Source organism: Chryseobacterium sp. 27AL (assembly GCF_057815395.1).
On the sequence record NZ_JBYRIW010000005.1, the window covers coordinates 118,364 to 133,712 of the forward strand.

15 protein-coding genes are annotated in these 15,349 nt (G+C 36.5%); 11 read left to right on the plus strand and 4 right to left on the minus strand.

Annotated features, from left to right (window positions below; all coding sequences use genetic code 11):
* Positions 1-21: 21 nt before the first annotated feature.
* The 3 genes from AC3WV0_RS10595 to AC3WV0_RS10605 form a co-directional block, all read right to left on the minus strand.
* Positions 22-2,064, minus strand: a complete 2,043-nt coding sequence (locus AC3WV0_RS10595) for a S9 family peptidase (RefSeq protein ID WP_488846050.1) — start codon at positions 2,062-2,064, stop codon at positions 22-24.
* A gap of 88 nt (positions 2,065-2,152) precedes the next feature.
* Positions 2,153-2,893, minus strand: coding sequence for a uroporphyrinogen-III synthase (locus tag AC3WV0_RS10600; protein ID WP_090000012.1), 741 nt, complete (start codon positions 2,891-2,893; stop codon positions 2,153-2,155).
* Between the two features lie 12 nt (positions 2,894-2,905).
* Entirely contained in the window at positions 2,906-3,574 is a 669-nt protein-coding gene (locus AC3WV0_RS10605; RefSeq protein ID WP_488846051.1) for a DUF4271 domain-containing protein, read from the minus strand.
* A 76-nt stretch (positions 3,575-3,650) separates the two neighbouring features.
* Between AC3WV0_RS10605 and AC3WV0_RS10610 the strand changes: the two genes are divergently transcribed.
* From AC3WV0_RS10610 to AC3WV0_RS10625, 4 genes are all read left to right on the plus strand, one after another.
* On the plus strand, positions 3,651-4,367 hold the full coding sequence (locus AC3WV0_RS10610; protein ID WP_488846052.1) for a polyprenol monophosphomannose synthase: 717 nt from the start codon (positions 3,651-3,653) through the stop codon (positions 4,365-4,367).
* A complete protein-coding gene (locus tag AC3WV0_RS10615; RefSeq protein WP_488846053.1) occupies positions 4,364-4,741 on the plus strand; it encodes a DUF4296 domain-containing protein in 378 nt (125 codons plus the stop codon). The genes AC3WV0_RS10610 and AC3WV0_RS10615 overlap by 4 nt, the downstream gene beginning before the upstream one ends.
* Positions 4,742-4,747: 6 nt before the next feature.
* Positions 4,748-5,881, plus strand: coding sequence for a tRNA guanosine(34) transglycosylase Tgt (gene tgt / locus AC3WV0_RS10620; RefSeq protein WP_488846054.1), 1,134 nt, complete (start codon positions 4,748-4,750; stop codon positions 5,879-5,881).
* 140 nt (positions 5,882-6,021) lie between these two features.
* On the plus strand, positions 6,022-7,131 hold the full coding sequence (locus AC3WV0_RS10625; RefSeq protein WP_488846113.1) for an LptF/LptG family permease: 1,110 nt from the start codon (positions 6,022-6,024) through the stop codon (positions 7,129-7,131).
* Here the strand turns inward: AC3WV0_RS10625 and AC3WV0_RS10630 are convergent.
* A complete protein-coding gene (locus AC3WV0_RS10630; RefSeq protein ID WP_488846055.1) occupies positions 7,125-7,841 on the minus strand; it encodes a biotin--[acetyl-CoA-carboxylase] ligase in 717 nt (238 codons plus the stop codon). The genes AC3WV0_RS10625 and AC3WV0_RS10630 overlap by 7 nt on opposite strands.
* 86 nt (positions 7,842-7,927) lie before the next feature.
* Here AC3WV0_RS10630 and rsfS point away from each other — a divergent pair, with 86 nt between their 5' ends.
* From rsfS to AC3WV0_RS10665, 7 genes are all read left to right on the plus strand, one after another.
* Positions 7,928-8,296, plus strand: coding sequence for a ribosome silencing factor (gene rsfS, locus AC3WV0_RS10635; protein WP_488846056.1), 369 nt, complete (start codon positions 7,928-7,930; stop codon positions 8,294-8,296).
* A 15-nt stretch (positions 8,297-8,311) separates the two neighbouring features.
* Positions 8,312-10,324: an ATP-dependent zinc metalloprotease FtsH gene (gene ftsH, locus AC3WV0_RS10640; RefSeq protein ID WP_488846057.1), complete on the plus strand. Its 2,013-nt coding sequence runs from the start codon at positions 8,312-8,314 to the stop codon at positions 10,322-10,324.
* Between the two features lie 137 nt (positions 10,325-10,461).
* A complete protein-coding gene (locus AC3WV0_RS10645) occupies positions 10,462-11,043 on the plus strand; it encodes an LUD domain-containing protein (protein WP_177175271.1) in 582 nt (193 codons plus the stop codon).
* Positions 11,044-11,068: 25 nt separating this feature from the next.
* Entirely contained in the window at positions 11,069-11,941 is an 873-nt protein-coding gene (locus AC3WV0_RS10650; protein ID WP_488846058.1) for a phosphatidate cytidylyltransferase, read from the plus strand.
* Positions 11,942-11,945: 4 nt separating this feature from the next.
* Positions 11,946-12,599 carry a phosphatidylserine decarboxylase family protein gene (locus AC3WV0_RS10655; protein WP_090000004.1) on the plus strand — a complete coding sequence of 218 codons (654 nt, stop codon included), beginning with the start codon at positions 11,946-11,948 and terminating at the stop codon, positions 12,597-12,599.
* Between the two features lie 184 nt (positions 12,600-12,783).
* Positions 12,784-14,112, plus strand: a complete 1,329-nt coding sequence (locus AC3WV0_RS10660; RefSeq protein WP_488846059.1) for a peptide-N-glycosidase F-related protein — start codon at positions 12,784-12,786, stop codon at positions 14,110-14,112.
* 452 nt (positions 14,113-14,564) lie between these two features.
* Positions 14,565-15,299, plus strand: a complete 735-nt coding sequence (locus AC3WV0_RS10665) for a GLPGLI family protein (RefSeq protein ID WP_488846060.1) — start codon at positions 14,565-14,567, stop codon at positions 15,297-15,299.
* Positions 15,300-15,349: the final 50 nt, after the last annotated feature.

Consider the following 15,349-nt stretch of genomic DNA (forward strand, 5'->3'; position numbering starts at 1 on the left):
CAGTGTCTTATGAATAATCATTTATCTTTTATCGATCATCAGAAGAAACGCATATTCCAGCGCATCTTCTTTAAGCGATTCAAATCTTCCGCTTGCTCCGCCATGGCCCGCGCTCATATCTGTTTTGAAAATAAGGATATTATCATCGGTTTTCAATTCTCTCAACTTTGCCGTCCATTTTGCAGGTTCCCAATACTGAACCTGGGAGTCGTGTAATCCTGTTGTAATCAGTACATTGGGATAATTCTTTTCTTCTACATTGTCATACGGTGAATATTCTTTCATGTAATGGTAATATTCTTTATCATTCGGATTTCCCCATTCGTCGTATTCTCCTGTAGTTAAAGGAATAGTCTCATCCAGCATCGTTGTCACGACGTCTACAAAAGGAACCTGTGCTACAATACCATTAAATAAATTCGGCTCATAATTCATCACGGCGCCTACCAGCAATCCACCTGCGCTTCCGCCCATCGCGTACAAATGTTTTGATGAAGTATAGTTTTCTTTAATCAAAAACTTTCCGGCATCAATAAAATCGAAGAATGTATTTTTCTTAAACAGCATTTTCCCGTCTTCGTACCATTCTCTTCCTAAATATTCACCACCCCTGATGTGGGCAATAGCATAAATAAAGCCCCTGTCAAGAATCGATAATCTTACATTTGAAAAGCTTGCATCCACGGTATGTCCATAACTTCCGTATCCGTACAAAAGCAATGGGGTGTCTGCAGATTTTTTTGTGTCTTTATGATAAACTAAAGAAATGGGAACTTTGGTTTCTCCATCTCTCGAATTGGCCCAGATTCTTTCGGAAATATAATTTTCTGCAAAGAATTTTCCACCCAAAACTTCCTGTTGCTTAAGAAGTTTGGTGGTTTTTTCCTTCATATTATATTCATATGTTGAACTTGGTTGCGTCAAGGAAGTATAGCCATAGCGTAATACTTCTGTGTCAAATTCAAGATTCACGCCGATATAGGCCGTATATGTTGGATCTGAAAAAGGCAGATAATGTGATTCCTGCGTTTTTTCATCAATGATCTTAATCTGCAATAGCCCTTGTTCTCTTTCTTCCAGAACAAGATAGTTTTTAAAAATCTCGAAACCTTCGAGGAGAACTTCCGGGCGGTGAGGAATAACATCAACCCAGTTTTCCATGCCACAATTGCTGATCTTTGTTTTTACGATTTTAAAATTAAATGCATCGTCAGCATTAGTGATGATATAAAATTCGTCTTCATAGTGTTCTACAGAATATTCCAGGTCGTCTATTCTTGGCTGAATGATCGTCCAGTCTGCAAAAACATTGTCAGAAGGAATAAACCGGTGCTCATCCGAAATCGTGCTGGAGCTTGCAATGAAAATATATTCTAAAGATTTTGTTTTGAAAACATTCACATCAAAAGTATCATCCTTTTCATGGAAAATTAAAACATCTTCCGAAGGATCAGTTCCAAGCTTATGTCTGAATACCTGAAAAGCTCTTAAACTTTCATCTTTTCTGATATAAAAAACATGTTCATTATCATTTGCCCAGACTGCTTTTCCGGTAGTATTTTCTATTTTATCAGGAAGAATTTCTCCGGTTTTTACATTTTTAAAATTGATGCTGTAAATTCTTCGGCTCACGTTATCAGTAGAAAAAGAAGCAAGTTCATTGTTCGGAGCTACCGCAACGCTTCCGACTTCAAAATAATCCTGTCCTTCCGCCAGAATATTAACATCAAGAATGATTTCTTCTTCATTCTCTAAGGTTTGATGCTTTCTGCAGAAAATAGGATATTCTTTTCCTTCTTCATATCGTACGATGTACCAGTATCCGTTGAAGAAATACGGCAATGATGCGTCGTCCTTTTTATAACGGGCTTTCATTTCTTCAAAAAGTTCTTCCTGCAGCTGTTCCGTATCTTTCATGATGAAATCTGCGTAAGCGTTTTCTTCTTCAAGATATTTTATAACCTCCGGATTTTCCCTTTCGTTGAGCCAGAAATAATTGTCAATTCTTTTATCACCGTGTGTTTCAAGTATTTTTTCTATTTTTTTTGCCTTTGGAGCTTCCATTCAATATTAATTCTTGTTCAAATTTAGTTAAAAAAAAACCATCTTTCCTTTATGAAAAGACGGTCGCTTTATATTTTATCGTTAAAGCTTACTTATGAAGTGCTTTAATATACTTTTCAAGTGCCATTGTCATAGATGGAGTTTCCTTTGTAGGTGCCATAAGATCTACCTTTAATCCGGCTTCTTCCGCGGCTGCCAGCGTAGTCGTTCCGAAAACACCAATTTTTGTCTCTTCCTGTTTAAAGTCTGGGAAATTCTGCTGTAAAGATTTTATTCCCTGCGGACTGAAGAATATCAGCATGTCATAATCTTTCACATTAATATCTGTAAGATCGCTGCATACCGTTCTGTACATAATCGCTCTTTTCCAGTCTACATTAGAAGCCTCCATTGTTTTCACAATATCCGGGCTTAAAACGTCTGATGAAGGCAACAGATATTTTTCTGTCGGGAATTTTTTGAATAAAGGAAGAAGGTCAGAGAAGTTCTTTTCCCCGAAGCTGATCTTTCTTTTTCTGTAAACAATATGTTTCTGAAGATAATTGGCGATCGCTTCCGACTGGCAGATGTATCTCATCGTGTCAGGAACCGCAAAACGCAGCTCTTCGGCTAATCTGAAGTAATGATCAATCGCATTCTTACTCGTGAAAATAATTCCGGTATATTGCGTAAGATCGATCTTCTGTGTTCTCAGTTCTTTATTGTCAACTCCTTCAACATGGATAAAAGGGCGGAAATCTATTTTTATCTTTTCCTTCTTTGCAATATCCAGGTACGGAGATGACTCACTTGGCGCTGGTTGAGAAACCAATATAGACTTTATTCTCATCACTGACAGTTATTAAAAAAATAATACTTTCCAAAGCAACAAAAGAGGTGCAATTTGGAGGGTGCAAATATACAAAAATTTATAATACCATTTTTCAGGTAAGATGTTGTTCTTGTGAAATAAATAGAAAAAAAGCTTGAAAATGAACACAAAAGAGAAAAAGAACAGATAATACAAAAACATTTTATTTCTGTCGACCGGGAAATAATAGTGGATGACACATAAAATTATTAACAGAAAAGACAGGATAAAGTAAAATTTTGTAGCAGTAAAATAAAAAGTTGTCCACTTTTTTCCGTCGCCGATACTTTGGAAAAATAAAAATCCCAAACTGGTTCTTATAAGGTAAAAAAGGATCACGGCAATCAGGCAAAAACCGAATTTGTTCAGCTGATATCCAAAAACCTGCAGGTCTGCCACAAACTTTGGTACTGTAGGAATATACTGCGAAATCAGAACAGATAAGGTAAGTGCAGTTACACAGGAGGTAATGACCCAACTTGGAAGATTATTGCTGGCATCATAATATTTCTGGATCAGAAAATCTCTCAGATTCGCTTCCCTTTCAACGATATTCATCATGAAAAGATATAAAAAGATGCAGCCAAGCAATATAAAGACCACCCAGTCATTATTCTCAGGTACTCTTACTTGATTTGTAAAATGTTGTGATAACGGCAAACGAGTATTTTTTGCAAAATTATAGATTATTTTGTATAAAATAAAAAGGTTAAATAAACTATCTTTGCAAACTGAAATGAAAAAACTCGTCATCATTCCCACATATAACGAAAAGGAAAATATTGAAAATATTATTTCCGCAGTTTTTGCATTGGAAGATGACTTTCATATTCTGGTTGTGGACGACTCATCTCCGGACGGAACAGCAGAATTGGTAAAGGATCTTCAGAAAAAATATCCGCATTTCCTGCATTTGTCTGTAAGGAGAGTCAAAGACGGTCTGGGAAAAGCCTATATCCATGGATTCAAATGGGCAATCGAAAATAAATACGATTATATTTTTGAAATGGATGCCGATTTTTCACACAACCCAAACGATCTGCCAAAACTTTTTGAAGCCTGCCTGAATGCTGATATGGCCATCGGTTCACGGTATTCAAAAGGAGTAAATGTAGTCAATTGGCCGATGGGTAGAGTGCTGCTTTCTTATTTCGCTTCGAAATATGTAAGATTTGTGTTAGGACTCCCGATTCATGATACAACAGCAGGTTTTGTCTGCTTTTCGAGAAAAGTGCTTGAAGAAATTGGCTTGGATAATGTGAAATTAAAAGGATACGGATTTCAGATTGAAATGAAATTCAGAGCCTTTAAGAAAGGATTCAGAATTGTGGAAGTTCCAATTATTTTTACCAACAGAATCCTGGGAGAAAGCAAAATGAATGGCGGGATCATTCATGAAGCGGTTTTTGGAGTTTTAAATTTAAAATGGAAATCCATCATCAATAAATTATGAAAAAACTGATCTTCATTTTCGTTTTCATGAGCCTTTTTTCTTGCGGAGATTATATTGATAAACCTAAAAATCTGATTTCGGAAGATAAAATGGCTGAAATCATGGCTGACCTGGCGATCAATGATCAGGCGACTATCATGTATCCGAATTCAAATCTGGAGGCCGGAACAAGATATGTTCTTAAAACGCATAACGTAAAATCAGCAGATTATATTGATAGCTTTAAATATTACATTGTAAAAGAGAAAATGAGCGCTATCACTGAAGATGCACAGGAAATATTATTAAAAAAAGATCCGAAAGCGGAGAAATATGTAAAGGATAAAAAAGATAAAACAGAGAATCTTCAGAATGCTCCCGTTTTATCGAGATAATTTAAGATGCAAAAATTTTTTAATATAGAAAAAACCTCGGAGGGAAAGGCAAGAGCAGGAGAGCTTACCACAGATCACGGTAAAATTCAGACTCCTATTTTTATGCCTGTAGGAACTGTTGCAAGTGTAAAAACAGTTCACCAAAGAGAATTAAAAGAAGATATAAAAGCCCAGATTATTTTGGGTAATACCTATCACCTATACCTTCGTCCGGGAATGGAAGTAATGCAGGAAGCAGGAGGTTTGCATAAATTTATGAACTGGGATCTTCCTATTTTGACGGATTCAGGAGGCTTTCAGGTATTTTCATTGGCCAGCAGCAGGAAAATGTCGGAAGAAGGTGCCCGATTCAAATCCCATATCGACGGAAGTTACCACATGTTTTCTCCGGAAAAATCCATGGAAATCCAACGACAGATCGGAGCTGATATTTTTATGGCTTTTGATGAGTGTGTGGCGTATCCCTGCGAATACAATCAGGCAAAAACATCGATGGAACTTACGCACCGCTGGCTGAAAAGATGTATCGAATGGACAGAAAATAATCCTGAATTATACGGTTATAAACAAAGGCTTTTCCCAATTGTACAGGGATCTACTTTTTCGGATTTAAGGAAAATTTCAGCAGAAGTTATCGCAGAAGCCGGCGCAGAAGGAAATGCCATCGGAGGCCTTTCTGTAGGAGAACCTGAAGAGGAAATGTACAGAATTACCGATGAGGTAACGGATATTTTACCAAAAGAAAAACCAAGGTATCTAATGGGCGTAGGAACTCCGTGGAATATCCTGGAATCTATCGGGCTGGGAATTGATATGATGGATTGTGTAATGCCTACACGAAACGCCAGAAATGCCATGCTCTTCACCTGGAAAGGAGTAATGAACATGAAAAATGAAAAGTGGAAAAAAGACTTTTCTCCACTTGATGAGTTTGGAACAAGTTTCGTAGACAGAGAATATTCAAAAGCTTATGTAAGACATTTATTTGTTTCTAAAGAATATTTGGCGAAACAAATTGCTTCGATTCATAACTTAGCATTTTATTTAGATTTGGTGAAAGTGGCAAGAGAACGTATTTTAGCAGGAGATTTCTATCAGTGGAAGAATTCTGTAGTTCCGGTTCTTCGTCAGAGATTGTAAGATTAAATACAGAGTTTGGAAGTCCCGAAGGGACGACCTAAAAAAGGATAGGATGAAATCCTATTGAATTTAAAACAATTAACAGAAAATGGGTAATCATTTTCAATTAAATATAAAACGCATTAAAAATTAGGATAATGCTGAAAATTATAGACAGATATATTATTAGAAAATACCTTGGAACGTTCAGTTTCATGCTGATACTATTGTCTATAGTGGTTTTGGTGATCGACGTTCAGCAGAAGATTCCAAGAATTGAAAATGCAACCGCAATAGATCCGAAACTGAATGTCACCTACTTTCTGGTACATTTCTATCCTTTCTGGATCGTTAATCTCGTAATGACATTCCTTTCCATTCTGGTTTTCATTTCAGTGATTTATTTCACTTCCAGAATGGCAAATAATACGGAAATCGTGGCGATTATCAGTAGTGGGGCGAGTTTTCACCGCTTTGCCAGGCCTTATTTGCTCACTTCCCTTTTCATTGCTATAATATCCTTAGGAATTAACCATTTTATCCTGCCATGGGCCAATATTCAGAAAAATCAGCTGGAAGCTTACACTTATAATGCCGCCAATAAGGAAAAGGTATTGGGAACAGCTCCTGTTTCTGCACAGCTGAGCAAAACAGAATATATTTTTATTAACTCATGGAACAAGCGCGAAAAAAGAGGTTCCGGATTTATTTATCAGAAGTTTGATAAAAACAGGAAAATGACCTACGAGCTTAAAGCCTCTGATGTTTTCTGGGATAAGGATAAAAAGCTTTTTGTGCTTAATTCCTACACTGAAAAGACCATCAATAAAGATGATACGGAAAAATTGGCAAACGGTTTTGATCTGAAGAAAAGTTACGGCCATGATCCGGAAGAGCTTTTCCCGAATGAATTGTTAGGGCAGAACAAAACAACACCAGAACTTATAAAATTCATCAGAAGAGAAACTGAAAAGGGTAACAGTAATCTTAACGCTCACTTAAATGAGCTTTATCAGAGGACCTCTATGCCTGTTTCCATTGTAATTCTTACCTTTCTGGCACTTTCTCTTTCGTCACAGAAAAAAAGAGGAGGATTGGGGATTAATCTTGCTTTGGGAATCTCATTGGCATTCGTATTCGTATTCTCCTTTGAAGCGTTAAAAGTGGTGTCTGAAAACAAAAGCATGTCGCCGGCATTGGCCATGTGGTTTCCAAATATTGTTTTCTCACCGCTGGCTTTATTCTTATATCTAAAAAGAGCCAATCAGTAAAGGAGTTTTATTTCTTTGTGGTAAAAAGACTTTAAGCCGTCATTTTCGAGGTCGATCCAGATCTCTCCGTTTTTGTCAGCATTTTTTATAATGCCATTTTGGCGTGTTCCATTCAATTCAAAAACAGAAATCTGATCTTTTCGGAATAAATTATCGTTAAAACAATTCAGAATTTTATTTTCTGAAGGAATTTTCTTCAATTTTTCAACCAAAAAATCATGAAAAGCTATTGTAAATCTGGTAAGCTCAAAGCACCTTCCAGTCTGGGTTAAAAGAGATCCCGCATTTGATATTTCATCAAATTTCTCCTGCAGAATATTAATGCCTGTTCCAATGATAAAATAATTATTTTGGTTAATTTTTTTCTTTTCTATCAGAATTCCGGCGATTTTTTTATTTTTAAGGATAATATCATTCGGCCACTTTATTTTCACGGTATTTTCAGTCAAATTGGCAAGGAAATCACTGATTGTAATTGCGGTATAATAATTGAACATGAAATCGGACAGTGAAAAATTTTCCGTCTTTACAGCTAGTGTATAAGCTAAATTTTTTTCAGCAGCTGATAACCATGTATTTCCATACTGACCCCTGCCTCTGGTTTGATTAAATGTATGTAAAGCAACAAAATCAGAATTTTCATAAAGTAAAAACTTTGAAATTTCGTCATTAGTAGAAGAACATTCTTTCAGGTAGAATAGTTGACTCATTTAAGAAAACTTTAAGACTTTCGGGGGCTAAAAGTAAGGCTAAAGTGAAAGAAAAACAATAAATTTGCAGATTATAGTATTTTTTAATGAATAAAACAGCAGAAAAACAAGAATTATTAGATAAAATCGTTGAGGCAATTCAGAATGTAAAAGGTGAAGATATCATGATCTTCGATCTTTCAAACATCGAAAACTCTGTCGCTGAAACCTTTGTGATATGCAGCGGAAACTCCAATACACAGGTTGCTGCATTAGCAGGAAGTGTCGAGAAGAAGGTAAGAAACGAATTAAAAGAAAGACCTTGGCACGTAGAAGGAACAGAGAACGCAATGTGGGTGTTGGTAGATTACGTTTCAGTAGTTGTACACATTTTCCAGAAACAGGTACGGGAGTACTACGATATAGAAGAACTCTGGGGTGACGCCGTCATCACCAGAATTGAAAATGAATTTTAATTTTAAAAAGTATAAATGAACAATAAAGGATTTAACTGGTTTTTTCCGATTGCGATCATAGCTCTTTTGTTATTCTTTGTTCCTAATTTTTTAGGAGATAACAGTGCAAAATCTATTGATGAGGATGGTTTCTTTAAAGAAATGCAGGCAGGAAAAATCCAGCGAGTTTTGATAGATAAACAAGCCCAGAAGGCTGACGTGTTTCTAACACAGGCTGCGAAGACAGCTACCGTAAAAAAAGACGATAAAGCAAACCCATTTTCATCTTTATCGATGGCTCCGAAAGCAGACTATACGCTTAAGTACGGTGACCTGAGATTATTCCTGGAAAAATTTGATGCTTTAAAACAACAAAATCCGCAGATTACGACCTCTAAAGATTATGCTGAAGGTGAAAGCCCTTTAATGAGTATTCTTATTCAGGCTCTGATCTGGATCACGATTTTAGGATTGTTTTATTTCCTTCTTTTCAGAAAAATGGGAAGCGGCGGAGGTCCCGGAGGACAAATTTTCTCCATTGGAAAATCCAAAGCCAAGCTTTTTGATGAAAAAGAAAGAATTCAGGTAACATTCAAAGATGTTGCAGGATTGGAGGGTGCAAAAGAAGAGGTTCAGGAAGTTGTTGATTTCCTTAAAAACTCAGAAAAATATACAAAACTGGGAGGTAAAATTCCTAAAGGGGTTCTTTTGGTAGGGCCTCCGGGAACAGGTAAAACCTTATTGGCTAAAGCGGTAGCAGGTGAAGCTAAGGTTCCTTTCTTCTCATTATCCGGTTCAGATTTCGTAGAAATGTTTGTAGGAGTTGGTGCTTCGAGGGTAAGAGACCTTTTTGCCCAGGCTAAAGCTAAATCCCCTGCCATTATCTTTATCGACGAAATTGATGCTATCGGACGTGCAAGAGGGAAAAATAATTTCTCAGGAGGAAATGACGAAAGAGAAAATACACTCAACCAGCTTCTTACAGAAATGGATGGCTTTGGCACCGACACCAATGTTATCGTTATGGCAGCAACCAACAGAGCTGATATTTTGGATAAAGCATTAATGAGAGCCGGGCGTTTTGACCGTTCAATCTATGTAGATCTTCCGGAATTACATGAAAGAAGACAGATTTTTGATGTGCATTTACAGAAAATCAAGCTCGATGAAAATGTAGACCGTGAGTTTTTAGCAAAACAAACTCCTGGCTTCAGTGGGGCAGATATCGCCAATGTTTGTAATGAAGCCGCTTTAATCGCAGCACGTAACAATCATGCATCTGTAACAAAACAGGATTTCCTTGATGCGGTAGATCGTATCATAGGTGGTCTTGAAAAGAAAAATAAAGCCATCAAACCTTCTGAAAAGAAAAGAGTGGCTTATCATGAAGCAGGACATGCAACAATCTCCTGGTTGGTAGAACATGCATCACCCCTGTTGAAAGTGACAATCGTTCCGAGAGGACGTTCTTTAGGAGCAGCCTGGTATCTTCCGGAAGAAAGACAGCTGACAACTACTGAACAAATGCTTGACGAAATGTGCGCCACATTGGGAGGTAGAGCCGCAGAGCAGGTAATCTTCAATAATATTTCAACTGGAGCGCTATCTGATCTTGAAAGTGTAACGAAAAGAGCTCAGGCGATGGTTACGATATATGGATTAAGCCCGAATATCGGTAATATTTCTTACTACGACAGTTCAGGCCAGTCAGAATACAGCTTCGGAAAACCATATTCTGAAGAAACAGCCAAGAAAATTGATATTGAGATCAAAGGAATTATTGAAACTCAATATGATAGGGCTGTTCAGATTTTAACGGACAATAAAGATAAGCTGGATGCCCTTGCCAATAAGCTTTTGGAGAAAGAGGTTATTTTCAGGGAAGACCTGGAAGAAGTTTTCGGAAAAAGAGCATGGGATCCTGAATTAACAGAAAAACCTGTTACCAATACAATTCCGACGGCAAAGGAGCCAAATGAAGAGATTATCGTTAAAGATAAAGAGGAAGAAAGTGAAATTCAGGCACCTGAAAGTCCTACGCAACTCTAAATATCTTTAAAATGAGATAAAGAAAACCTGACAGTCTTTGAATTGTCAGGTTTTTTCATATTTATCGGCATGTTTTTGGAATTCCAAATGATTAATTTTATATTTTTGTATAAAGTGACTAAAAAAAATAAATTAAATTGAGTTTATTCAAGAGGATTGTTAGCAAACTTACCAACCAGCCTGAAGAAGAAGAAAAACCAAGTCTGGAAAAGCTAGGGGATTCGCTTAAAAATGCGGATCTTGACTACAAATTTGCCCAATTGTTTACTCATTCAGGAGGATTTTTCAATTACTGTGCAGATGAGGCTGAGGCTTTACAGACCTTAAATCAGATCATCAAAATAGAAGGTATCAGCAATGTTTTCTGCTGGGACAAAGATCTTCAGAATTTTTTAAATGTCGTAAAAACACCTTATACATCAGAACTGCAGAGTGATAATGATGCAAGTTTTATCACTTGTGAATATCTTATTGCTTACGACGGAAGAATTATGCTTTCCCATAATAATATCCTTCACTATCATTCGTCAAGATTACCGAATAAGATCATCGTTATGGCAAATGTTTCACAGATTGTAAATAACCTGAATGATGCCATGGGGAAAATCAAAAGAAACGGAAATATAAAAAATCTTACTTCCATCAGTGGAGCTCAGTCGAAACTGGACCCATCTTCCAATAGCAACACCAAACTGTTTCTACTGTTGCTTGAAGACTAAGCGTCAACTTATAAACTTTAAAATCTTGGACAAAAATCTCATTCAAAGAACTCTATCGGGAATTGTTTACGTAGCAGTTATCATTCTATGTACAACGCCGTTGGGAGCGAAATTGATCAACAGTATAGTGCCCGATCTTGTAAAGCAGGAGTACTTATATTATGGGTTAATCACCCTTCTTCTCGGAGTAGGTTCTTGGGAATGTTTTAAGATCATGAAGTTTGGAAACGGATACGAAAGATGGATCGTTCTCCCGCTGATTATTTTTATTTTTTATATTTTCTCTAAAAGATACTTCCACTTTGATTTCTTTTTCGATTTTAGGATCAGTGAGATTCTTGCCTTACTTTTAATAGTTATTGCTGTAGTCACCCTGTTCAAATATCCGAACGAGTTGTATTATGATAGTGGAAAACTGATTTTTACCGTTATTTATGTAGCACTTCCATTCAGTTTTGCCTTAGGATTACCGAAGTTTTCAAGATTTGATGACAGATTTTCCCTAGAGGTACTTTTTCTTTTCATTCTGATCTGGAGCAGTGATACGTTTGCTTACCTTACCGGAAAGTTTTTCGGAAAACATAAAATGGCACCTAAAATTTCGCCTAAAAAGACATGGGAAGGCTATATAGGAGGTGTCGTGCTTACCTTGGTTCTATCATATTTTATTGAACGATATCAGCCGGATCTTCGTGGAAACTGGATGGTCGTAGGATTTCTGGTTGCCGCTTTTGCTCCTGTAGGAGATTTGGTGGAAAGTCAGCTGAAAAGAAATTTCGGTGTCAAAGACAGCGGAAACATCATTCCGGGGCATGGCGGAGTATTAGATCGGCTTGACAGTTTTTTAATCTGCGTTCCTGTCGTATATTTGTACTTTATTTTAGAAAAATTTATTTAATCTCATGAAATTACACAGAGAATCGAAAGGAACAATCACCGTTGCATCCTTATTATTCATCATTCTAAGTGCATTGGCCATTTATTTTCTTGAAATGTGGTCACTGGTGATCATTCTGCCTTTGCTGGTCGTTTACAGTCTTGTATTTTGGTTCTTCCGGGTGCCAAATCGTGATATTCTTGAGCACAGGGAGAATGTAATTGCTCCGGTTGACGGAAAAGTGGTGATGATCAAAGAAGTGGAAGAAGATGAATTTATCAAAGGTAAAGCGATTCAGGTTTCTATCTTCATGTCACCGTTGAATGTTCATATCTGCAGATATCCGGTATCCGGAAAAGTTATTTACAAAAAATATCATCCCGGAAAATATCTTGTCGCATGGCATGAGAAATCTTCTACCGAGAACGAAAGGACTACCGTTGCTGTGGAAAGTTTAACAAATCATAAAGTTGTTTTCCGTCAGATTGCGGGATATGTCGCCAGAAGAATTGTCTTCTATTGTAATGAAGGAGATGAAGCGAAAGCTGGACATGAATTCGGATTTATTAAATTCGGTTCAAGAATGGACGTTTTTCTTCCTCTTGATACAGAAATTATCTGTAAGATCGGCGATATTACAAAAGGAGGACTTGATGTGATCGCGAAAATGAAAGACTAAAATGTTATTAAAATATAGCGAGGCCGTTTCTTAAAAGAACGGCTTTTTTTTATTTACACTCAAAAGTTATTGAGAAATCTGTATCAATATTGATATTATTGTCATTATTTTGATACTTATTAGATACTTTGTGGTATGTAGTGGTGGTTAAAGTTGTATTTTTGATGAATTAACTTTAATCTTCATGAAAAAATCTTTACTTTATTTAATGATCTTCACAGGGTTTTGCAAAACCGCAGCCCAAACAACACTGAATGTATTTTCTCAAATAGTTTTCTATGACGGGTATGCAGCCAATGTTTCCGAGCCGGTTCCTGCCAACACGATCAGATTAGCAAATTACAGATATACCAGAAAGCTGAACGATACCGAACTGAATTCGTTTCAGAATAAGATCCAGATGAATGTAACGATCGGGGCGCTCTGCGATAATTACGACAGGATTGGAGGTGTTCACCTGGCATTGGTTCCGAAGGGGCAGGCATCCTATACATTAAATGACACCGGTGTAAAAAGAATAGAAATCGGAAGATATATCACCCCCTTCATGAATAAAAATATATCTCCTACAGAAGTTCCTTATAGCTACCAGGTAGATAATCTTTATTCTGTTTTCAGCAATACTGCTATTCGCGCAGCGTATGATATCTGGATAGAGCTGGATGTTTTCGGGGTGCCGTATGCAGCAAATACACAGGTTAGCGGATGTGCAGGAAGAAATGATGTATTCGCCGGAACACTTGACTTTGTTACTTATAATGACTCTTCGGTCAACACAACTTATAATAACCTTCTTCCGCTTTTAGATTCTAATGAATTAAATAATTACAACAATACAGATCAGGCGGGGCAAACGGTAAGGCTGGTTAATTTTAATCTTACACAAAGCGCAACTGACGCTAAATTTTTCATTGTTTCCACTCCTCATGGAGCGAATACCAACGGAGAAGAATATGTGAGAAGACAGAATTTTGTATCACTGGATAATAATCAGGTGCTGACTTTCACACCGGGAGGAATTTCTTGTGAGCCTTTTAGGGTTTATAACACCCAGGGAAATGGTATCTACGGAACATCTGTTCATTCTACATCATGGTGGGCTTCCTGGAACAACTGGTGTCCGGGTGATGCTGTACCTATCAGAAGCTTTACAGCTGCTTCTTTATCGGCAGGAAATCATACAATTAAATATGAGGTACCGAGTGCCGTGTTTTACGGACAGGACGGAAGAATCGTTCTTTCAATGTACATGCAGAGCACCAGCCAGCAACTGTCTGTGAAAGATGTTTCAACGGTGGATGTATCTGTTTTTCCGAATCCAACGGCAGACTTTGTAAATATCCGTTCAGATAAAAAGACAAGAAGTATTACAGTGTACTCTGCAGAAGGAAGAAAATTGAATGAAGTGAGAGACTTTAAAGTTGATCTTTCAGCCTATCCGGCTGGAGTATACATGCTGGATATTATCCTTGAAGGTGGAATTCAGTTTAAACATAAAATAATAAAGAAATAAAGAACTGATAAAGAGGTGTATAATTGATTATATTCCTCTTATTTTAAGATTGTTGATAAAATGTCCCGACGTCTTCAGGAAAACGTCGGGACCTTTTGTCTAAAACGTCGAAACCTTTTTGGTAAAACGTCGAAACGTTTTTGGTAAAATGTCGAAACGTTTTTAATGAAACATCGAGACGTTTTTAATGCAGTCAAAAAAGACAGCTTTTTGTAAAGAAAAGTTATTTAATAAATTAAAGTTTAGTCAAAGTTTTGAGCTTTCACACACTTGTATAATAATGACGGAGTTGCGACAAGTGTTTGCTTAAATGTTTGTAAAAAAATATAATTAATTTTATGCGGGCCAATATTGATAATATCTCACGTTTATATTAAAGGATGAAAAACATAGGTTTAATTTTTTACTTGCTCTTTGCATTCTCTACCATATTTTCACAAAGCACGTCCTTCATGTATGAGTTGAAATATAAACCAGGTACCAGCAGGCAATATTATAAGGACGAGCTTTTCTATCTAGACATATATGGTAAAGAATCTATTTTTCGGTCACAGCATGAAAGAAGTTCCGATTCGCTGATTCAAAAAACTGGTTTTGGCTTAGGATTTAAAATGAATTATAATCATCAGTATCATACTCAAAAAACATTAACAGAAAATAAAGTATACAAAATTATATCGACACCTATTTTTAGTGATATTTATTCAGTTCCGATAGCTGATCTTAATTGGAAAGTCAGCAGTGATAAATTAAAAATAGGTAATTTTAATTGTCAAAAAGCTGAGCTATTGTATGGAGGAAGAATTTGGACAGCTTGGTTTACACAGGAAATTCCATTGCAGGATGGGCCTTACATTTTTCATGGATTACCCGGTTTAATCATTAAAATTTCTGATGATCGTTCTGATTTCAATTTTTCATTAGTAAAAGTTGAAAATAAATCAGTTCATGTTTCTCCTCTTAAACCCAAAAAAGAAATCACATGGGAAATATTGAGAAAACTTGAATCTGATTTTTATAAAGATCCTTATGCAGAAGTGAAATCACGCAATATTGGATATGTAAATGCAAATGAAAAGGGTGAAAAGATAGAAATAAGCATGAAGAAAATGACAGAAAGCATGCAGAAAAATATCAGGGACAACAATAATGTTATTGAATTGGACAAGGCGTTGAAATATGATTAACTAAAGTTTAAAACATCATAAAAAAGAGTACTTCTTTATAGAAATACTCT